Origin of the sequence: Nonomuraea sp. NPDC048901, from assembly GCF_040649695.1 — a bacterium.
Lineage (GTDB): Bacteria > Actinomycetota > Actinomycetes > Streptosporangiales > Streptosporangiaceae > Nonomuraea.
On the sequence record NZ_JBEZFW010000009.1, the window covers coordinates 1 to 19,024 of the forward strand.

Here is a 19,024-nt window from a genome sequence, read left to right on the forward strand (position 1 = left end):
CCAGATGCATGGACGCGCAGGATTCACCCTCCTTCGCCATCGCATCCTTCTCGGATAGCTGCACGCTCGGTCACCACCGAATGTGAGACAGGGCCAGAAACTCTGCGCGGGGGTGATCAGGCGAAATCCTGATGACCTGGGGCAAGGCTGCTTCTACGCTCACTCCTCATGGACGCTAACGAGCACCTGCTGAACGTGGTCGATGTCGAAGCGACATGCTGGGAGGGACAGCCGCCGCCCGGCCAGGTGAGCGAAATCATCGAAATCGGGCTCACTGTCGTTGATCTGCGCGCGGGCGAGCGCCTCGCCAAGCACCGGCTGCTTGTACGCCCAGCCCGATCGAGGGTGAGCCCATTCTGTACGGAGCTGACGGGGCTGACGCAGACCGAGGTAGACGGGGGTCTTCCCTTTGCTGAGGCGTGCCGAGCGCTGGCGGCCCAGCATCAGACGGGCTTGCTGCCCTGGGCCAGTTGGGGTGACTACGATCGTAACCAGTTCACCCGCCAGTGCCGCCAGACGGGTACGGAGTACCCCTTCTGCCAGCGTCACACCAACGCGAAGGTCGCCTTCACCGTCTCTAACGGCCTGCGACGACGCCCTGGAATGGCCCAGGCCTTGATGATGGCCGGCCTCCCGCTGGAGGGCCGCCACCACCGAGGCGACGACGACGCGTGGAACATCGCTGCCCTCGTGCTACATCTGGCGAGGCGCGGAGACTGGCCTGTCAGCTAGCTTCCCCGATTCACGGCGGCTGGCGGCCGCGTTGCGGATGCGGGGACGTCAGGTGGTCCACGATCGGGGCCGGGTGTTGTTCGATCTCCCCCTGCTCAAGCAGTGCTTCGCCGATCTCGCCCTGGCCAACGGCGACGGCCTGACCACGCGGCTCCTGCGCGACTCCGGGGCCGACACCGCCCGCAGCCAGGACTGGAGTACGGCGCTGGCCCGCTACGCCATCGCCGGCGCTAGCCGTTCTTGGCCACCGCGCCTCTGACGCAGACGGGCTTGGACCAGGCGACCTTGCTCGTCTTCGAGATCTGCAGTGGGACGCCCACCAGGAAGCAGTAGCCGGTGTCCGGGTCCAGGCCGCTCACACGGGCCGAGGTGGTGCCGGGCTGGAGGGCGGTGATCGCCTGCTCGCCCTGCTTGGCCGGGGAGCGCTGGACCACGACCGGGTAGCGGGCGGACTCCTTCGGCAGCGCCCACCGCAGCTCCACCAGTGTGCTGCGGTCGGCTACCACGCGTACCCGGCGCGGGGCCAGTGCGGCCAGGGCTTCCTTGCCGACGTTCTCGGACGGCTTGGCGGCGGTCGAGGGGGGCTGGGACCGCTGCGGGTCGGCCAGGGGAGCTTCGTTCTGTATCGACAGGTATACGGCGAACCCGGCGCCCGCTAGTGCCACGATCGTGGCGGCGGCTCCGATCGCCATCACCCGGGTCCTCGTACTGCCAGGCGTCCTCGAACCGTCGGACGGAACTCCGCTCGACGCGTGCGCGGGACCGGCTGGGTATGCGGCGCCGAACGAGGAGCCGGTCTGCGCCGGGTGCGCCGGTGGGACCGTGGCGGGGGCGCTCGACCCGTCCGTGCCGAGCTGGGAACCGGTCGCGTGCGGGCCGCCGAACTGCGGACCCGACGGCTGGAGCCCAGCGGGGTGGTGGCCGGACGGTTGCGGTGCGAAAGGGCTCTGATCAGGCGGTTGAGGCGCCGAGGGTTGGGGCGGCGCGAAGGGGCTCTGATCAGGCGGTTGAGGTCCCGAGGGCTGCGGCGCGAAAGGGCTGTAGCCCGTCGGCAGCGGGCCGCTCGCCGGGCGCGCCGGGTTCGGTGTGTACGCACCGGTCGCGGGCCCGGCCAAGTGCGCGCCCGTCGAGGGGCCGGGCACCGGGGGCTCGCCGCTGTCGGCTCGCCGGGGAGTCGTCGAAGGCACGGGCCCGGCATCTTGCCCGACCAGGTCCGTCACCGATAGTCCCAGCTCCGCCTGCACCTGCCGCAGCCGCTGCGCCAACTCGCGCGCCGAGCCGTACCGTACCTCCGGCTGCTTCGCCATCGCCCGCAGCACCGTCTCGAACACCACCGGTGGCACGTCGGCGCGGTTGATCGGCGGCGGATCCGCGCTCAGCACCCGGTACATCAGCGGCGCGATCGACGGGTCCGTCGGGCTGTGGAAGGCGGGCTGCCCGGCGAGCAGATGGTAGAGCGTCGAGCCGAGCGAATAGATGTCGGATGAGGCGGAGTGCGGCTGCCCGGTCAGCACCTCCGGCGCCGCGTGCAGCGGCGTGAACGCCTGCGCCGTGGCCGAGATCTCCGCCGAGTCGACGACCCTGGCCACGCCGAAGTCGGCCACGGCCGGCTCGCCGTACCGGGAGATGAGGATGTTCTGCGGTTTGATATCGCCGTGCAGGACCCCCGCCTCGTGTACGGCGGCCAGCGCCCCGGCCAGCTTCACGCCGGTGCGCAGCACGTCGGGCACCTGCAGCGGCCCCTCCTTGCGGACCTTGTCGCGCAGCGAGCCGTTCTCGAAGAAGTCCATGGCGATGTACGGCTTGCCGGAGCGCGTCACGCCGGTGTCGAACACGGTGACCACGTTCGGATGGCCGGTGAGCCGGCCGGTGAGCTGGAGTTCGCGCTGGAACCTGCGCATGGTCCGCTGGTCGACCCGGTCCACGGACAGGACTTTCAGCGCCACGATCCGATCGAGGCGCTCCTGGTAGGCGCGGTAGACGATGGCGAACCCGCCCTGGCCGGCCTGATCGAGTACCCGGTAGCCGGGCGCGTCCTCGACTGGCAGCACAGTACTCCCCCCTGTCACGGGCGAGTTTAATGTGATTTTTCCGGACTAGAGCGGATTCATGAGATAGGCGCCGGCCACCACGGAGGCGCCCGCCACGACCAGGAAGAAGAACACATAGAAGCCGCCGGGCAGGATGGTCAGCCTGGCGAGCTGGTCGGCGTCGGAGTCACGCGCCTGCCGCCTGCGCCGCTTGCGCTGTAACTCGATGATCGGCCGCACCCCGCCGAACAGCAGGAACCAGACCGCCACCAGGGCCACGACCTGCTGCACGTTGTCCGGCGCGTACATCGACAGGGCGAACACCGCGCCACCCGTCGCGAGCAGGATCAGCGCGCCGTACAGGTTGCGGATCAGTAGCAGCATGCAGACCAGGAACAGCAGCACGGTCCACATCAGCAACGTGATGCGTCCCTGCTCGGTCAGCCACGCGGCGGCCAGTCCGAGCAACGACGGCGCCAGATAGCCCGCCAGCGCGGTCAGCACCATGCCGGGGCCGGTGGGCCGGCCTCTGGTCAGCGTTACGCCGGAGGTGTCGGAATGCAGGCGAATGCCTTCGAGCTTCCGGCGGGTGACCAGCGCCATCAGCGCGTGGCCGCCTTCGTGGGCGATCGTGATCAGGCCCCTGGACAGTTGCCAGGACATGCCGAAACTGACGATCGCGAGCGCGACGAGTGCCGAGACCACCACGACCCACGGGTCGGGGGCAGGCTGAACCTCGATCAGGTGGGCCCAGAGCTTGTCCATCGAGGTATGACCCTATCCAGGTAAAGACCCGCTCGTGCTCACAGAACAAGATTCTGATGCCGCGCGTCTTTTCCGCCAAGTCGCCGCTTGATCTGGTTCCTGTGGGGAAGGTGGTGCTCGGCACAGATTTCCCGACAATTCCCCACTCGTACGCGCACCGGCTGGCCGCTCTTCACTCGTTCGATCTGGGAGGCGACTGACCGGGGGCCGTATGCTGGCATAACGGTACAACCATGATCTGATGGGCAAGGTGAACGACCAGCACGTGGCGCTGATCCGCGCCTTCTACGAGGCACTCGGCCGCACCGACTACGCGGCGATGGAGAGTTGCTACCACCCGGAGGTGAGCTTCGGCGACCCCGTCTTCCTGGAAGTGGAGGGGCGGCGGCGGGTGATGGCGATGTGGCGGCTGCAGCTGGGCGTGAGCGACGGGCTGAAGTCGGAGTTCAGGGACGTGACGGCCGACGACTACACCGGTACGGCGCGCTGGACCTCCCGCTACACCTTCTCCCGTACGGGTCGCGAAGTGGTCAACGAGATCGACGCGCTGTTCAGGTTCGAGGACGGCCTGATCGTCAGGCACCACGACGACTTCGACTTCAAACGCTGGTCCCGGATGGCGCTGGGCAGGCCGCACGGCCTGCTGTTCGGCTGGACGCCCATGTGGCGCAAGTCGATCAGGGACCGGGCGACGCGGGCACTCGACGACCTCGAGTAGAGATTTGGGTAAGGGGCGGGCAATGGCACGGATGAAGGGTTTCGGACGCGGAGGCGGCAGCGCCCGCGAGCCGGCGCCTGAGCACTCGATGGACCCGCGCCCCGGCGAAGAGGCCCCCTACCAGCCCACCGTCATCGACAACGCGATCTATCAGGACGGCAAGCGGGTCGACAACCCCGCCTCGCTGGCCGACGCCTTCGAACGCCTCAAGGAACTGCCCGACAGTCTCGCCTGGATCGGCCTCTACCGACCGAAGGACTGGGAGCTGGCCAAGCTGGCCGAGGAGTTCCAGCTGCACCCGCTGGCCATCGAGGACGCCATCGTGGGCTCCCAGCGGCCCAAGGCCGACCGCTACGGCGACATGCTGTTCGTCGTCCTGCGCGCCGCCCGCTACCTCGACGACGTCGAGGAGGTCGCGTTCGGCGAGCTGCACGTCTTCGTCGGGGCCAACTTCGTGATCACCGTACGGCACGCGGAGGCGCCTGACCTGCAGGCCGTACGCAAGCGCATGGAATCGGACCCCGACCTGCTCCGCCAGGGCCCGCAGGCGGTGCTGTACGCCATCCTCGACGCCGTGGTCGACGGCTACGCCCCGGTGGTCGCCGGGCTGCAGAAGGACATCGAGGAGATCGAGGCCCAGGTGTTCGGCGGCGACCCGTCCGTCTCCCGGCGCGTCTACGAGCTGTCGGGCGAGGTCATCGAGTTCCAGCGGGCCACCACGCCACTGGTACGGATGATCGACGGGTTCATCGCCGGGGCGACCAAGTACGGCGTCAACGAGGAGCTGCAGAGCTACCTGCGTGACGTGGCCGACCACGCCATCACGGTCAACGAACGCGTGGCCTCCTTCCGGCAGATGCTCCAGGACATCCTGCTGGTCAACTCGACGCTGGTGACCCAGGCGCAGAACGAGGAGATCGCCAGGATGACGGAGGCCAGCATCCGGCAGGGTGAGGAGGTCAAGAAGATCTCCGCGTGGGCGGCCATCCTGTTCGCCCCGACATTGGTCGGCACCATTTACGGGATGAACTTCGACTTCATGCCCGAGACGCACTGGGTGTTCGGCTACCCGTTCGCGATGCTGCTGATGGCCCTGGTCTGCCTGGTCCTCTATACGGTCTTCAAGCGCCGCGACTGGCTCTAAAGTCTGTACGGAGTTGAGACTGGTCAGTGTCGACTCCGCCACCGGCGCTAGCAGGCCAGTTCGAGCGCCATGCGGGCAATGCGGTTCTCGTCCCCCGTCTTGACGCCGCACTCCGCCGTCCCGCCGGAGTCGCCGGACTGCCAGGAGGTGGCGTGTCCCGAGCCGAGCCGCTTCCCGCCGCACTCCACGACGAAGTCAGCGTCTACCAGGTGACGCGCCACCTGGTAGACGACATACCGTCCCGCGGCACCGAAAGAGTTTTCACCGTGACGGCCCTTGGACGGATACATCTGGCCGATCGGTGCCAACGACTGGCCGACCCGCTTGCCCAACGACGTGATCGCTGTCTGCGGGTTGTCGAGCTTCACCCCGGTCACCTGCGCGACGCCCGACCGCAGCACATGCATGGACGGGACCCACTTCTCGCCCTTTGCCAACGTTCTCGCTTCGGAGACCGCGGTGAGGACGTCACGGTCGTCGATGTTGGACCAGGTGAACGTGCATGACTCCTGGGAAGCAGTCACGGCTGAAGTGGTACAGGCGGACGAAAAGATGAGGATGCCGACCCCGGTGATGGCTGCGGTCACGATCTTATGCATGATGCGTAGGACGTGAAGAACCTCCCAAAGGTTCCCGCGCGCCATGGCGATGGCCAACCAGGACCTCACACCAGAACGCGGGCGGATCCGCTGATCTCAACTCCGTACAGGCCTAGGCCATTCACCCGGAATCCCCGCGCATACATAGCCATTCCGCTTCAACATCTTCTTCTCCCTGGTTACCATCCAATCGACCCCGCCTCCACGAGATCGGGCGAGATCAGGCCAACGACCGAATTCTTCCGCCAGCTCAAGCCCCTCCTGCTGGACAAGCCGAAGTGAGGCCGCAAGATCGCAGGGTGTCATCCAGTTGGCGAACGTAACTGGTGTCCGCCCATGGCCCCAGCCGGGCCCGCGCCTGGCCGACCTCGTCGATCAGCCGAGCCGAGTTGTGCTGCTTGGTGACATCGGCGGCCTCCGCCAGCTTGGCTGCTGCCTCGGGGATTGCCTTGGCCAAGGTCAAGGCAATGGCATACCGGGCAAGTGCCAACCCATATAGCCTCGGTCTCGCACGCCGGGGATCGAGTCCGGCCAGAGATTGCTCGGCCGCCGCCAGGGCGGGCTCAGGCTGGTTGAGCCGGATCAAAGACCAGGCCCTCCTGGTCTCCTCTGAGGAGGGTGAGACCCAGTACAGGAACGGTGGTTCGTCGCCCTCCGAGGGCCCAGCCAACGCGAGTGCGCGTTCATACGCGCGGGTACTCGCCGCGGCATTACCCTCAGCGGCGTAGGCGAGCGAGAGCAATCCTTCGTGTATGGACGCCAGCAATTTGCTGGGGGACCGGACGGCCCATTCCCGAGCCGCGAAGGCATGGTCAAAGACCGAGGCAGTCCGGTTCTGCTCAGCGGCTGCCCTGCCCAGCCAGTAGTGCACGTAGCCGATCAATGTCGGATCGCCCAGGTCGAGTGCCGCCCGCAGCCCGTCGTTCAGGGGTTGCTCGGCCGCTGCGTAATCGCGGAGGTCGCAGGCGAGGAACCCCGCCAACTGTGACAGCTGGGCATACGTCCCGAGGAGCCGGTCGCGCAGGCCCGGCGGCATTGACTCACGTACGAGAAGCCGCCCGACCGCTGCCCGCTGCCCGTTCACCACGGGTAGCAGCGCCGCAGGCCCGGACATGTCGTCGGCCCGCCGCGCGTGCATCGTCAGCTTCTCAAACGTCTGCACTGCTGCCTCATCCACCCGCCACGTGCTGCGCAGCACCCCGGCCAGGCGTTCCTCCTCTTCCGATGTGAGGATCCGCAGCAGGTCGAGCGCCCGAGTGCCGCCGAGCACCAGGGCTAGTTCGAAGAGCAGTTCCCGTCGCTTCACATCGGCCTCCTCGGCGCCGGTGGCATGCAGCAACCGCACGCACGCTGAGGCGTCCAGGGGCGACGTGTCAGCGGGTGGGGCTGCCGCGCTCATCTCCATGGTGACACGCGCTCCAGCGGGCCGATTGGCGTCCAGGTCGCGGAAATCCGCACCATCGATCAGCTCACGATCAGCGACCCCGTACGCCACTAGGTCTTCTCCTCGCGCCAGGTTGCGCGCGGCGGTCTGGTAGATCTTGGCGAGTACGGTGAGCAGACGCGCGGGCGGCCGACGTCCCGCCTCCGGCCAGGACTCGTAGTCGTACAGCCGCGTCTCACGCAGAGCGGCCGCGCCCGCCGGGTCGGCGTCGTTGACCATCGCCACCACGTCGGCCGCGGTGCGGCCGTGTGCCAGCCGGTAGAGCCGCAACGGGCTCACCTGATGGGTGAGCGCGAGCACGTCAGCGATCTGATCCCACGTGAAGCCCTTCTCCCTGAGACGCTTACTCCAAGAGCGGGCCTGGAGCAACGCTCGATAGCCTTCGCCGGACATCGGCACCCCCTCAAGCTTGAGATCGCATACTTATTGTAAAGCTACGGTTACGTTCAGCACGGGTGGATGGTAGATGGATCGAGGTCGAAGCGGGTCGACGGTTGCGAACGTCCGCATGGGCCAGGGCTGCGAACTCAGCGATCTCAGTCATGGTCACTTTCAAACCCATCGCGGCTTCCTCAGAACCGGGGGGTGAGGCTTCCGTCCAACACGCTGGCACGCCGATCCAGTACTTCCTGAACGCGGCTGAACCTCGCAACGCATCGGGCGGCCTCCGGGGAGATGTAGTCAAGGATCTTCAGCAGTGTCCGGTTGTCCTGCTCAAGATGACGACCGTGGATGGGCTCGCAGTGTGAGATCCGGTTACGGAAGAGGCGGAGGTTGTAGACGTCAGCATGCAGCGGGCCCCGGACGCCGGAGTAGCCGGGGAACGCGTCCCTGAGTGCTGGCCACCACAGGTGACTCTCGTAATTGTGTTTGCGGCCCAGGAGGGACTCCCAGAATCCGAAGGTCAGGCCTGCGACAACATCATCCGCCGTAGGTATGGCTCCGGCTTTCGGCATCGCAACGGCCGTGATCTTGTCACGGGCATGAGGTGCCAGTCTGATCCGCGGAGACGCCCACCAATCACGCCCGCCGAAGTGCGATGTGAGCCGACGGTCCATAGCGTTGCGCAGGACGACCTCAAGCTCGGACAGCGAGCCGGAGAACGCCCCGACGATCTCCTTGTTCCACGTATAGAGGCGGAGCGCCACTTCCAGATCGCCTCCACACGCGCGCAGGTAGGGTGCAAGGCGGGCAGGCGAGATGGCATCTGCGATGATCTTGTTCTCAATCGGATTCACGGCGCCTACCTCCCTTAGCCGCGGAGAGTGAGCTACGATGCTTCTGTAGGCCCCGGGATATCGCCACTGCTCTGCATGCGACCCGGGGCAAGCTCTTTTCAGGCGACATGTGGTCGCCTTCGCGCCAGGTCTCCAGCCTTGTTGTGTCGTACGGGAGAGGCTGCGGGTGAATTTGGAGTGCTATGGTCCCGATCACGTACAAGGTCGTGGAAGAACTGCCCACTCGCGGGGTCATGTTCATGCAACGGGCCCACGGCGGGTAGAAGTACGGGCGGTCGACGCCCGGCCTCCGGTTAGGACTCGAAGTCGTACAGCCGCGGGTTGCGGGATGTGAGGAGCGGGCCTGAGGCAACGCCTGGTACCTCTCGCCGGCCATCCGTACCACCTCCAGACTGGAATTACCGCTTATTGTAAAGCTTTGATCACAGTCCGTACTGGCGATCGTGGAGGTAGATCGAGATCGCATCGGGGTGCCGATCCTCGACGCCGACAGATGCGTGCAGGTCAGCGCGCGCGTAGCGCGGGTTGTCCATGAGGATGCGTTGGGGGTCCACACAGCGCATCCGATGGGGCACCGTTTGGGTACGAGTCGAACGGCTCACGTGTCCACGGAGGATCCCAATGCCCGACACCGCCGAAACGGTGGACGCACCTGCTCACCTGCTCATTCCCCGGCAACGCGACCAGGACCCGAGCGCCGGGCCATCCCACCCGGTCCTGCGCGAACACATCGACGCGATGATCGACCTGCACCCCGGCGGCCTGAACTGGCGGCGTACCTTCCCTGGCACCCCCGACCAGATCCCGCACGCCCGCCACTTCGCGCGATACCTCCTGGCCGACGCCCCATGCCGGGACGATGCCGAGCAGATCGTCGCCGAACTGGCCGCCAATGCGCTCCAGCACACCAGCAGCGGCAGCCCTCGCGGGACCTTCATCGTCGAGATCACCCGCACGACCGCCATGATCACTGTCGCGGTTTATGACTGCGGTTGGGGTGGACGCCCTCACTTCGGCGCGGCCTTCCGGACCGATGCGGAGCGTGGCCGGGGGCTGGCCCTCGTCGCCGCGATCGCCGACCAGGTGGGGTGTGAGGGCGAGAAGGAGGTGGGCCACAGGGTGTGGGCGAAGATCCACACCACCCCTGCCCATAGATCCGGTCCTGGTCCGCTCCTCTTCTACTAGAGGTCTCTTTCTGGCCCAGACCTGCAAGGGGCCCAGGCTGGGGCCGCCCCGTTTCCGGTCCCGCAAGGACGGAAACCCGTGCCTGAGATGGGCGGGAAGCGGAGACGGAGAACGCCTGCGGAGACCGGTAAGACCCCTCCGCCCGCTCCTCGGGGCGAGCACGGGCGCACGGTCGATGAAACAGGAAGCCACAGAAGTGCCGCGTGACACCACACGGCACAGACTGAATCCCCGGCGTGAACGCCGGGGAGCGCGTCAAAGCATGAGGGCCAGGTCGATGAGGCGGTTGGAGTACCCCCACTCGTTGTCGTACCAGCCGACGACCTTGACCTGCGAGCCCATCACGCGGGTCAGTTCGGCGTCGAAGACGCACGAGGCCGGGTCGCCGACGATGTCGCTGCTCACGATGGGTGCGTCGGTGTAGGTCAGCAGGCCCTTGTACGGACCGGCCGCGGCCTCGGCGTAGGCGTCCTTCACCTCCTGCACGGTGGTGGCGCGGCTGGTGGTGACGGTCAGGTCGGTGACCGAGCCGTTGGACACGGGCACTCGCAGCGCGAACGCGTCCAGCCGGCCCCGCAGCTCCGGCAGCACCAGGCCGATCGCCTTGGCCGCCCCGCTGGAGGTGGGCACGATGCTGAGCGCCGCTGCCCGGGCCCGCCGCAGGTCCTTGTGGGGCGCGTCCTGGAGGTTCTGGTCCTGCGTGTAGGCGTGGACGGTGGTCATCATGCCCGACTCGATGCCGACCGCGTCGTGCAGCACCTTGGCCAGCACACCCAGGCAGTTGGTGGTGCACGAGGCGTTGGAGATGATCGTGTGGCGCGCTGGGTCGTAGACGTCGTGGTTCACGCCGAGCACGATCGTGACGTCCTCCCCGCTGGCCGGTGCGGCGATGACGACCTTCTTCGCGCCGCCGTCCACGTGCGCGCGGGCCTGCTCGGCCTTGGTGAAGATCCCGGTGGACTCGATCACCACGTCCACGCCCAGGTCACCCCACGGCAGGTCGGCGGGGTCGCGCTCGGCCAGAACCTTGATGGTCGCGTCCCCGGCCCGGATCGCGCCCGGCTCTGCGGCGACCTCGCCGGGGAAGCGGCCCATGATCGAGTCGTACGCCAGCAGATGCGCCATGGTCGCCACGTCGCCGAGGTCGTTGACCGCGACGATCTCGATGTCGGCGTCGGCGCGAGCGGCCACCGCGCGGAAGACGTTCCGGCCGATCCGCCCGAACCCGTTGATGCCCAATCGAAGTGTCATGCCGGACATCATAAGCAACTTAAATAAGTTTGCGATATATTTCCGGCGTGAACACCACGCCGGACGAGACACCGGGCGAGATGCCGGACGAGGCGCTGGGCGATCGCGGCTCGGACCGCGACCCCGCCCAGGGCGCTGACCGCGACGGCGACCTGGACGCTGACCGCGACGGCGACCTGGACGTGAATGCCTTCGCCACCGCGATTGAGAACTTCAACCGCTTCTACATCCGCCTCCCCATGCTGGAGAAGCTGTCGTTCACGACGCTGTCGGTGCTCGACACCCTCGCCACCCGCGGCGCCCCCATGCGGCTGACCGACCTCACCAAGACAGAGCAGGTCAGCCAGCCCGGCATCACCCAGCTCGTCACCCGGCTGGAGCGCGACGGACTCGTGGAACGCCGCCCCGACCCCAGCGACCGGCGCGCCGTCCTGGTCCACATCACCGAGGCCGGACGCCAGATCGGGCGCTCCCGCCACGACGACCGCACCCGCCACCTGGTCCCGCTCATCGCCCAGCTGACCCCCGAGCAGCGCCAGGCGATCACCGACGCCCTCCCGGCCCTGACCCGCTTGGCCGAACTCGGACAGGCGAGCGCCGAATCAGTTCTTAGCGGCTCGCGGACGCCGGAGCGCGCACCGGGCTCTCCGTTGCCTGAGCGCTGAGGGCGCGCGCGACCGTGAGACTGTCCTCGTAAATGTGGTAACGGGTGATGAGTCCGTCCTCGACGGTGAGGTGCAGCGCGAACGGTGAGCTGTAAGCGGTGCCGCTGCTCCGTACCGTCTGCACGATCTCCCCGAAGACGACGGCGTCCGCCCCGTCGACCAGGATTCGCGCCACCGACGTGCCGTTCAGCTCGGGCACGTGATGGGCCTCCAGTGTCCGGAAATGGTCGGCCACGTCGGCTCGGCTCGATCGCGGCCGGATCCACGGCACCGCCGGATGCCCCTCAGCGGGCCAGTCGAGCTGCCAGTCGATCGGCTCGGCGAACAACTCGGCGACACGGTCGTGATCGCCCTCGGCGATACGCCGCATCAGCGCTTCCACGATGTCACGGGTGGCATTGGCGTTATGGGTCATGCCGCAAGCCTGTCCGAGCCTGGTGCGGCCTGTCGATTACCTGCCAGATAAGCGGATTCCTAGAGGAGGCCGGCGTCGCGTACCTTCATGGCGACCTGGACGCGGCTGTCGCTGCCCAGTTTCGCGAAGATCCGGGTGATGTTCGCCTTCACGGTCGCGACGCTCATGTGGAGCTGCCCGGCGATTTCGGCGTTCGATCTGCCTCGGGCCACCTCGATCGCGACCTCTCGCTCGCGGTCGGTGAGTCTGGCCAGCTCCCGCGGCGCCTCCGCGCGCTGCGGTTCGCCCGCGCCGGTCGCTGCGGCGATCACCTGCCGGGCGATGCTCGGCGACAGTACCGGCTCACCCCTCGCCACGGTGCGGACCGCCTCGATCATCTTCGGTGGTGGCGTGTCCTTCAGCAGAAAGCCGTCGGCACCGAGCCGCAGAGCGCGCAGCACCATGTCGTCGGCGTCGAAGGTGGTGAGTACGAGGATCCGGGGCGGGTCCGGCTGGGCCAGCAGCAGCTCGGTGGTGGTCAGCCCGTCCTGGTTGGGCATCCGGATGTCCATGAGCACGACATCGGGCCGCAGGTCGCGGATCACGTCCATGGCCTGCCGGCCGTCCCCGGCCTCGCCGACCAGGTCCAGGTCGGGCTCGCCGCCGAGAATCAGGCGCAGGCCGGTGCGTACCATCGGGTCGTCATCCACGATCACCAGTCGAGTCACGGCGTGAAGTCTCCCATGGCAGCGTGGCGTCGAGGATGAAGCGTCCGTCCCGTACGGCGTGGCTGAGAGTGCCGCCGGCCATCCGGATGCGTTCTGCCAAGCCGACCAGCCCCAGCCTCGAGCCCGGTCCCGCGGCCGTCGCGAACAGCGCCGGGTTGCTCACCCGGATGCGCAGGCCGTCGCCCGGCCGCCCGCCGAGTTCGGCCATCACCCGGCTGCCCGGCGCATGCTTGCGCGCATTGGTAAGAGCCTCCTGCACGATCCGGTACGCGTGCCGCCCGGTCGGCGTCGGCAGCAGTTCCCGGTCACCGATGGTGTCGTCCACCTCGACCTGCTGACCGGCGGTGCGCACCTCGTCGAAGAGGGCATCGAGATGGGTCAGGTTCGGTTGCGGGGCTTCCAGGGATTCGTCGTGCCGGAGCGTGCCGAGCACGGTGCGCAGCTCGTTCAGTGACTGGTGCGCGTTCTCCTGGATGGCCAGTGCGGCCTCGCGGGTCTCCTCGGCGCTGAGGTCCTTCCGGTACGCCAGGCCGCCGGCGAGCATGGACAGCAGGGAGATCCGATGAGCCAGGACGTCGTGCATCTCGTGGGCGATCTTGAGCCGTTCCGCCAGCTTGGCCTGCTCGATCAGCTGCAGCTGTTGACGTTCGGCGAGCAGGGCCGTCTCTTGCTGTGAGGCGGCCAGGTCCTGGCGACCGCGGAAGTAGAGGCCGAAGAGGGTCAGTCCGCCGAGGATGGCGGTTCCGGTCATGATGGACACATCGGTCGCCTCGGTGATGGCCGGCAGGGCGGCGAACGCCACCACGCTCAGCCAGGACACGACCGCGACGGGGACGATCTGACGCCACCGACGATGCATGCACAAGGAGACATACGTGACGTATGCCGGGCCGCTCGCCGTGCTGGAGAACGCGCTCAGCAGGGCGGTGACCAGGGCGATCTGCCACGGCCAGCGACGCCGCCAGCCCATCAGGACCAGAGCGATCACGCCGAGCCCCACATCGACCAGTGCCGACGGAAGCCGGTAAGGGTCGCGGGAAACGACCGCGATCAAGGTGGCTCCATGGAACAGCATCGGCAGCAGGGCGCACACATAGCGCAGTGTGATGCTTTGCGGGTCCAGGGCCGCCCGGCTCTCCTTCAGGTCGTGCACGTCCTACAGCCTAGAGATCTCCTGGCCGAAGCCTTAGCGACCCAGGTCCACATCCAGGTGGCCAAAGGTCTATAACCGGACTCGACCTGGGTTCGATGACCGGCGGCGTCGCATCCGGTGAACTTGATCCATGATCGAGTTCGACCACGTCAGCAAGTTCTACAAGAACGTGAAGGCACTGGACGACGTGTCCTTCACCGCCGAAGCGGGCAGCGTCACCGGCTTCCTCGGGCCCAACGGCGCCGGAAAGTCCACGGCCATGCGTATCCTGGCCGGGCTGTCCCGTCCCACCTCGGGCTCGGCCACCGTGCTGGGCCGGCCGTACGCCGAGTTGGATTGCCCGGGTTCCCAGGTGGGTGTGCTTCTCGACGCCGCTGCCCAGCATCCCGGCCGGACCGGCCGGGAGATCCTGACCCTGAGCGCGATGCTGCTCGGACTGCCGAAGTCGCGGGTCGGCGAGGTCCTCGACCTGGTCGGACTGGCCGCCAGAGAGAGCCGGCGGACGGTCGGTGGCTACTCACTCGGTATGCGGCAGCGGCTCGGCATCGCTCACGCGCTCCTCGGCCGGCCCAAGGTGCTCATCCTGGACGAACCCGCCAACGGTCTAGACCCTCAAGGCATCCAATGGATACGCGGGCTGCTGCGCAACCTCGCCGACTCGGGCCGTACGGTGCTGCTCAGCTCGCACCTGTTGCACGAGGTGGAGCGGGTCGCCGACCACATCGTGATGATCGGCCGCGGCCGTGTCCTCGCCCAGGGGACCGTCGACGAGCTCGGCCGGGGCCGGGACCTCGAACAGACCTTCCTCGAACTGACGGCGAACGCGGACCGGAGTGCGGCATGACCACATCGATTCCCTTCTACCGGCTGCTGTCGGTCGAGGCTCGCAAGCTCTTCGACACCCGCAGTGGCAAGATCATGACGGTGATCCTGATCGTTTTGACCCTGATGTCCATTACGGCGCGCAGCGTCATCGATGGTCCGCAGCTGGGCACCTTGATCGGGACCGCCGGAATCGGATTCAGCACCTTGCTCCCCGTCATCGGCATTCTCACGCTGACCGGCGAATGGAGCCACCGCACCGCCCTGACCACCTTCGCGCTCGAACCTCGGCGCCTGCGGGTGCTGGCGGCCAAGTGCCTGCCTCCGTTGATCACCGCCATGGCGGCCTCCCTGTTCGCGATGCTGGTCGCGGTGCCGGTGACGGCGGCCGTCGCCAGCGCCCAGGACGTCCCGGCGGGCTGGGAGATCACCCCTCTCGCCCTGCTGGGCTGGACCGCGACGAACGTCTTGGTGGTCGCGATGGGACTGTCCGTCGGCATGCTGCTCCTGAACGCGCCGGCCGCGATCGTGATCTGCCTGGCGACCCCGATGCTGTGGAGCGTCGTCGCCCGGCTCGGTGCCACCGGCGCGGCCCTGACCGAGTGGCTCGACCTGGGCAGCACCGCCACCCCTCTGATGGTCGGCGACATGACAGGGGGCGACGCCGCTCGGCTGGCCGCGTCAATGATCTTCTGGATCGTCATCCCGATGACGCTCGGCGTCATGCGCGTGCTCCGCAAGGAAGTGAACTGACATGAGGCGCAAGCTCGTCCTGAGCATCGCCCTGATCGGCCTGGCGGCGGCCGGGTGCGCGGGGGTGGACACCTCGCGAGTGACGTCCGACGCCGTGGTCCCTCTCGACCAGGCCCCGCTCGCCGACGCCGCCGGCAAACGGGTGGTCGGGATCGGCGAGGCCACGCACGGCAACAAGGAGTTCGTCCAGAGCCGCGCGTTGATCATCCAGAAGCTGGTAGGAGAGTACGGCTTCCGCACCGTCGCCCTGGAGGCCGATTTCGGCGGCACGGCCACGGCCAACGACTATCTCATGAAGGACCGGGGCAGCGCGGAGGACGCGGCTAGGGCGCTCGGCTTCGACATCTACCGGACCCGCGAGATGGCGGATCTGCTCAAGTGGATCCATGACCACAACGCCGCCGTCCCCGACGCGGACAAGGTGCGTCTGTACGGCTTCGACATGCAGCGTTACGACCGGAACAAGGAGCGGCTGCTGCGTTATCTCGCCACGGTCGACCCCGCTCGGGTCCGCCCGGTCCAGGAGTCGCTGGCCGCTCTCACCGATGCCACGAGGTCCGAACAGGAGAAGGAGAAGGTCGCCGCCGCCGCCACCGCCGCTGGGCGGCTCGTCGCCCAGATGACGGCGAATCGGGAGAAGTACGTCAGCCTCAGCTCCCAGGAGTCGTTCGCCCTCGCGGTGCACCACGCCGAGACGATCCAGCGCGGTGCGCAGTTACAGAATTCCGGCAATGACTACAACAGCAAGCGGGACGCCTGGATGGCCGAGAACGTCAGGTGGATCGCCGACGCGGAGGCCGCCCAAGGACGGAAGAAGGTCATAGTGGGCGGTCACAACGGCCACATCGACAAGAGCGGTGCGGCGTTCTCCTACGAGTCGATGGGGCGGCGGCTGGCCAAGGCGTACGGCAAGGACTACTTCACGATCGGCACCGAGTTCGGCACGAGCACCTTCGTCAGCAGGGACGACGGCTCCGGCGAACGCAAGCGGTTCACCGTGAGCCACACCTCGCCTTTGGCCAAGCTGTTCGGCGACCAGCCGCTGGGCTACGTGAACCTCGCGCAGGCCTCGTCGCAACCCGGCAACCGTGAGGTGCTCACCTCGGAGGTCCCGATGGGTAACGTCGGTGACGGCTTCCGGTCGATCTACAGCTCCCTGAGCTGGACGTACACGGTGAAGACGGTGCCCGCCCAGGCCTACGACGCCCTGGTGTACGTGCCGCATGCCAGCCCGGTCACCCCACTGTGATCAGTCGGCGAAGTCGGTCAGGGCCTGCTCGACCTCGGCGACCGCGCGTCTCAGCTCCCTCGCGAACACCTCCACCTGATCCCCGCCGAACCGGGTGGAGGGCTCAGCGATCGACTCGCCCGAACAGGCGCGGGCCGCCGTCGCGGGCTACTCGGTGTTCAACGACGTCACGGCACGCGACTGCTGACCGTGCGGCGCCCGCGCTCGGCCGCCGGCTCTAAGGACCGCTCCGGCGACGATGTCGGCTATGGCCTCGGTTCCCGCGTCGTTGGGATGGATGTGATCGCCGCTGTCGTATTCGGACCGCAGGACAGCCGGCGCGGCCGGGTCACGCAGCACGTGATCCAAGTCTGCGACGACGTCCGAGTGGGCGCGGATCCACTCGTTGACGCGTTGCCGTGTCCGTTCCCCCTCGGGGGTGTCGAATCCGGGGCTGACACCGTTCGCTCCGCCGAAGGGGGTCATGGTCGCGACGACCGTCGTCAGCCCCGCTCGCGCGGCTTGCCGGATGATCGAGCCGAGCCCGTCGATGAGGTCGTCCGCCGGTACGGCGGGCAGACCCAGCATGCCCGGCATGCCGATGTCGTTGAGGCCCAGCTCCAGGACGACGTGCGTCACCCCTGGCGCGGCGAGCACGTCGCGCTCGAATCGGGCGACGCCGCGTTCGCCGAAGACGTCACTGAGCAGCCTGTTGCCGGCGATGCCGAGGTTGAGCACAGAGGTGTCGGCGAGTCTGCCGGCCAACAGGTCGGGATAGCGACGGTGGGTGCCGTGGGCGGTGCCCACTCCGTCGGTGAGTGAGTCGCCGAAGGCCGCGATCACCCGGCGTCCCTCGGGCCCCCCGATGTCGATGCCGCCCAGGTGAAACCGGGATTCCACCTCTTCGGCAGCCGTCAGGCGCGTCCGCGAGACGGCGTCGCCCGCTACCACGTAACCGGTCTGCAGGGCGAAGGGATGGTAGGTGGCCAGACCGGCGTCTGAGGCGTGATACGTGCTGACCGCCAGGTCGCTGTCGCCTGCTGTGACGAAGCCGATGGGATCGCTCACGGCTTCGGCCCCGGCGTCGATCGTCACATGCGCCGTTCCCCCGAAGGTGACCGCTGTGTCGGTGCCCGCGATGATCGAGGATCGGGTGTCGTGCGCGGCCACGCTGGTCCGGGCGATGGTCAGGGGTTGCTTGCCGTACTGGTTGCTGAGACGGATCCGTAGACGATCACCGGCCCCGCGGACGCGCACGATCTGACGCAGGGTCTGGTCATGAAAGGCCCGCGAGGGGTGGATGAGCGTCATCGACTCGTACGCGCTGACCGGGGCTGACCTGAAGGCCGCCGTCCATGTGGTCATGTTGTTCAGCCCTCCAGGGAGCGCAGCAGGTGGCGGGTGACGTCGCTGAGCCTCGCGGCGGCCTCAGCCGAGAATGACGGGTGGTCCAGGCTGATCGGCTTGCTCCGCATGAAGGCGCTGAGCGGGGCGGCGGGCGGGGCATCGACGCGGGCGATGACGGGTTTGACGCCTTCGGCGACCGGCGCGCCGTGCCTTTTGAGCTGCTCGACGTGGGCGGCGGTCGCGGCGTCGTACTCGCCGCGGAAGGCGGTGGACACGGGCCCAGGGTTGATCAGGACATACCGGGTACGGCCGCTCGGCCGCTCGGCCGCGAAGGCGGTACCGAGCAGGTCGTTGGCACGGCCGGCCTGCATCTGGGCCGCCACCCCGTCATAGCCGCGCTCCAGCATCAGGTCGTCCCAGTGGACGCGGCCCATGGGGACGCCCGGGCCGGACACGTTGATGATGACTCCGGGATCGGTCAGGCCGTGGCTGAGGAGGTGGCGGCTCAGGTACTCCAGCGCGAAGGTGGCCTCGATTCCCTCGGCGGTGACGAACCGGGTGGAGCGGAAGTACCTGGCGCACAGCACGAGTGCGTCAACGGCCGGATAGGCGGCGTTGATCTCGTCGATGACCCGCCTGTTCTCGCTGACCAGGCTCAGGTCCGCGGCGATGAGACGGGCGCCGGGGAGGGCTTTGTCCTTGTCGCGGCCGACGATGACGACGGTGTCGTCGCGGCGCAGGTAGGTGCGGGCGAGCTCCTTGCCCATCCCGTCGGTGCCACCTGTGATGACCAAGGTCTTCCGAGTTGAACTCATGGGTTCAACATAG

Annotated in this window: 22 protein-coding genes; 10 read left to right on the forward strand and 12 right to left on the reverse strand. The window is 67.7% G+C overall.

Annotation, left to right across the window (positions count from 1 at the left end; genetic code table 11):
- The first annotated feature begins 168 nt into the window (after positions 1–168).
- Together AB0C30_RS29845 and AB0C30_RS29850 are read left to right on the forward strand one after the other, a co-directional pair.
- Positions 169–732, forward strand: a complete 564-nt coding sequence (locus tag AB0C30_RS29845) for a 3'-5' exonuclease (protein ID WP_357950780.1) — start codon at positions 169–171, stop codon at positions 730–732.
- A 52-nt stretch (positions 733–784) separates the two neighbouring features.
- Complete coding sequence (locus tag AB0C30_RS29850) at positions 785–991, forward strand: hypothetical protein (RefSeq protein ID WP_357950783.1); 207 nt, start codon at positions 785–787, stop codon at positions 989–991.
- Here AB0C30_RS29850 and AB0C30_RS29855 read toward each other — a convergent pair.
- Entirely contained in the window at positions 963–2,783 is a 1,821-nt protein-coding gene (locus tag AB0C30_RS29855) for a protein kinase (RefSeq protein ID WP_357950786.1), read from the reverse strand. The two genes, AB0C30_RS29850 and AB0C30_RS29855, sit on opposite strands and share 29 nt — an antisense overlap.
- 45 nt (positions 2,784–2,828) lie before the next feature.
- Positions 2,829–3,527, reverse strand: a complete 699-nt coding sequence (locus tag AB0C30_RS29860; RefSeq protein ID WP_357950789.1) for a M50 family metallopeptidase — start codon at positions 3,525–3,527, stop codon at positions 2,829–2,831.
- A 241-nt stretch (positions 3,528–3,768) separates the two neighbouring features.
- Between AB0C30_RS29860 and AB0C30_RS29865 the strand changes: the two genes are divergently transcribed.
- Together AB0C30_RS29865 and corA are read left to right on the forward strand one after the other, a co-directional pair.
- Complete coding sequence (locus AB0C30_RS29865) at positions 3,769–4,245, forward strand: nuclear transport factor 2 family protein (protein WP_357950792.1); 477 nt, start codon at positions 3,769–3,771, stop codon at positions 4,243–4,245.
- A 22-nt stretch (positions 4,246–4,267) separates the two neighbouring features.
- The gene (gene corA, locus AB0C30_RS29870; protein WP_357950795.1) at positions 4,268–5,389 is read left to right on the forward strand and encodes a magnesium/cobalt transporter CorA; all 1,122 of its coding nucleotides are present in this window, start codon (positions 4,268–4,270) and stop codon (positions 5,387–5,389) included.
- A gap of 47 nt (positions 5,390–5,436) precedes the next feature.
- Here corA and AB0C30_RS29875 read toward each other — a convergent pair whose 3' ends face one another.
- From AB0C30_RS29875 to AB0C30_RS29890, 4 genes are all read right to left on the reverse strand, one after another.
- Positions 5,437–6,045 (reverse strand): hypothetical protein, encoded by a 609-nt coding sequence (locus AB0C30_RS29875; protein WP_357950797.1) that lies wholly within the window; start codon positions 6,043–6,045, stop codon positions 5,437–5,439.
- 193 nt (positions 6,046–6,238) lie between these two features.
- A complete protein-coding gene (locus AB0C30_RS29880; RefSeq protein ID WP_357950799.1) occupies positions 6,239–7,825 on the reverse strand; it encodes a hypothetical protein in 1,587 nt (528 codons plus the stop codon).
- 179 nt (positions 7,826–8,004) lie between these two features.
- On the reverse strand, positions 8,005–8,670 hold the full coding sequence (locus AB0C30_RS29885) for a hypothetical protein (RefSeq protein WP_357950801.1): 666 nt from the start codon (positions 8,668–8,670) through the stop codon (positions 8,005–8,007).
- 422 nt (positions 8,671–9,092) lie between these two features.
- On the reverse strand, positions 9,093–9,224 hold the full coding sequence (locus tag AB0C30_RS29890) for a hypothetical protein (protein WP_357950804.1): 132 nt from the start codon (positions 9,222–9,224) through the stop codon (positions 9,093–9,095).
- A 67-nt stretch (positions 9,225–9,291) separates the two neighbouring features.
- On the opposite strand from AB0C30_RS29890, the gene AB0C30_RS29895 reads away from it, so the two are divergent.
- Positions 9,292–9,855, forward strand: a complete 564-nt coding sequence (locus AB0C30_RS29895; RefSeq protein ID WP_357950807.1) for an ATP-binding protein — start codon at positions 9,292–9,294, stop codon at positions 9,853–9,855.
- Between the two features lie 255 nt (positions 9,856–10,110).
- On the opposite strand, the gene gap is transcribed toward AB0C30_RS29895, so the two are convergent.
- Positions 10,111–11,106 (reverse strand): type I glyceraldehyde-3-phosphate dehydrogenase, encoded by a 996-nt coding sequence (gene gap, locus AB0C30_RS29900; protein WP_357950810.1) that lies wholly within the window; start codon positions 11,104–11,106, stop codon positions 10,111–10,113.
- Positions 11,107–11,153: 47 nt separating this feature from the next.
- Here gap and AB0C30_RS29905 point away from each other — a divergent pair, with 47 nt between their 5' ends.
- Positions 11,154–11,771 (forward strand): MarR family transcriptional regulator, encoded by a 618-nt coding sequence (locus AB0C30_RS29905; RefSeq protein ID WP_357950812.1) that lies wholly within the window; start codon positions 11,154–11,156, stop codon positions 11,769–11,771.
- Here AB0C30_RS29905 and AB0C30_RS29910 read toward each other — a convergent pair.
- Genes AB0C30_RS29910 through AB0C30_RS29920 form a run of 3 tightly spaced genes read right to left on the reverse strand, consistent with a single transcriptional unit; the run spans position 11,716 to position 14,046 of the window.
- A complete protein-coding gene (locus tag AB0C30_RS29910) occupies positions 11,716–12,186 on the reverse strand; it encodes a nuclear transport factor 2 family protein (protein WP_357950815.1) in 471 nt (156 codons plus the stop codon). The genes AB0C30_RS29905 and AB0C30_RS29910 overlap by 56 nt on opposite strands.
- Before the next feature lie 59 nt (positions 12,187–12,245).
- Positions 12,246–12,893 (reverse strand): response regulator transcription factor, encoded by a 648-nt coding sequence (locus AB0C30_RS29915; RefSeq protein WP_357950818.1) that lies wholly within the window; start codon positions 12,891–12,893, stop codon positions 12,246–12,248.
- The gene (locus AB0C30_RS29920) at positions 12,868–14,046 is read right to left on the reverse strand and encodes a histidine kinase (RefSeq protein WP_357950821.1); all 1,179 of its coding nucleotides are present in this window, start codon (positions 14,044–14,046) and stop codon (positions 12,868–12,870) included. The genes AB0C30_RS29915 and AB0C30_RS29920 overlap by 26 nt, the downstream gene beginning before the upstream one ends.
- A 130-nt stretch (positions 14,047–14,176) precedes the next feature.
- Here AB0C30_RS29920 and AB0C30_RS29925 point away from each other — a divergent pair, with 130 nt between their 5' ends.
- From AB0C30_RS29925 to AB0C30_RS29940, 4 genes are all read left to right on the forward strand, one after another.
- Positions 14,177–14,890 carry an ATP-binding cassette domain-containing protein gene (locus AB0C30_RS29925; RefSeq protein ID WP_357950824.1) on the forward strand — a complete coding sequence of 238 codons (714 nt, stop codon included), beginning with the start codon at positions 14,177–14,179 and terminating at the stop codon, positions 14,888–14,890.
- A complete protein-coding gene (locus AB0C30_RS29930; protein WP_357950827.1) occupies positions 14,887–15,621 on the forward strand; it encodes an ABC transporter permease in 735 nt (244 codons plus the stop codon). Before AB0C30_RS29925 ends, AB0C30_RS29930 begins: the two co-directional genes overlap by 4 nt.
- 1 nt (position 15,622) lies before the next feature.
- On the forward strand, positions 15,623–16,870 hold the full coding sequence (locus tag AB0C30_RS29935; protein WP_357950830.1) for an erythromycin esterase family protein: 1,248 nt from the start codon (positions 15,623–15,625) through the stop codon (positions 16,868–16,870).
- A 94-nt stretch (positions 16,871–16,964) separates the two neighbouring features.
- Positions 16,965–17,057: a fumarylacetoacetate hydrolase family protein gene (locus tag AB0C30_RS29940; RefSeq protein ID WP_357950832.1), complete on the forward strand. Its 93-nt coding sequence runs from the start codon at positions 16,965–16,967 to the stop codon at positions 17,055–17,057.
- Here AB0C30_RS29940 and AB0C30_RS29945 read toward each other — a convergent pair.
- Positions 17,018–18,214 (reverse strand): GDSL-type esterase/lipase family protein, encoded by a 1,197-nt coding sequence (locus AB0C30_RS29945; protein WP_357950835.1) that lies wholly within the window; start codon positions 18,212–18,214, stop codon positions 17,018–17,020. The genes AB0C30_RS29940 and AB0C30_RS29945 overlap by 40 nt on opposite strands.
- 5 nt (positions 18,215–18,219) lie before the next feature.
- Positions 18,220–19,011: an SDR family NAD(P)-dependent oxidoreductase gene (locus AB0C30_RS29950; RefSeq protein ID WP_357950837.1), complete on the reverse strand. Its 792-nt coding sequence runs from the start codon at positions 19,009–19,011 to the stop codon at positions 18,220–18,222.
- Between the last annotated feature and the right edge of the window lie 13 nt (positions 19,012–19,024).

Bases quoted from the DNA above. Each gene is read 5' to 3' on its own strand.
- AB0C30_RS29845 (WP_357950780.1), top strand. From the start codon at position 169: ATGGACGCTAACGAGCACCTGCTGAACGTGGTCGATGTCGAAGCGACA.
- AB0C30_RS29860 (WP_357950789.1), bottom strand. From the start codon at position 3,527: ATGGACAAGCTCTGGGCCCACCTGATCGAGGTTCAGCCTGCCCCCGAC.
- AB0C30_RS29865 (WP_357950792.1), top strand. From the start codon at position 3,769: ATGGGCAAGGTGAACGACCAGCACGTGGCGCTGATCCGCGCCTTCTAC.
- corA (WP_357950795.1), top strand. From the start codon at position 4,268: ATGGCACGGATGAAGGGTTTCGGACGCGGAGGCGGCAGCGCCCGCGAG.
- AB0C30_RS29880 (WP_357950799.1), bottom strand. From the start codon at position 7,825: ATGTCCGGCGAAGGCTATCGAGCGTTGCTCCAGGCCCGCTCTTGGAGT.
- AB0C30_RS29895 (WP_357950807.1), top strand. From the start codon at position 9,292: ATGCCCGACACCGCCGAAACGGTGGACGCACCTGCTCACCTGCTCATT.
- gap (WP_357950810.1), bottom strand. From the start codon at position 11,106: ATGACACTTCGATTGGGCATCAACGGGTTCGGGCGGATCGGCCGGAAC.
- AB0C30_RS29910 (WP_357950815.1), bottom strand. From the start codon at position 12,186: ATGACCCATAACGCCAATGCCACCCGTGACATCGTGGAAGCGCTGATG.
- AB0C30_RS29925 (WP_357950824.1), top strand. From the start codon at position 14,177: ATGATCGAGTTCGACCACGTCAGCAAGTTCTACAAGAACGTGAAGGCA.
- AB0C30_RS29930 (WP_357950827.1), top strand. From the start codon at position 14,887: ATGACCACATCGATTCCCTTCTACCGGCTGCTGTCGGTCGAGGCTCGC.
- AB0C30_RS29935 (WP_357950830.1), top strand. From the start codon at position 15,623: ATGAGGCGCAAGCTCGTCCTGAGCATCGCCCTGATCGGCCTGGCGGCG.
- AB0C30_RS29945 (WP_357950835.1), bottom strand. From the start codon at position 18,214: ATGACCACATGGACGGCGGCCTTCAGGTCAGCCCCGGTCAGCGCGTAC.
- AB0C30_RS29950 (WP_357950837.1), bottom strand. From the start codon at position 19,011: ATGAGTTCAACTCGGAAGACCTTGGTCATCACAGGTGGCACCGACGGG.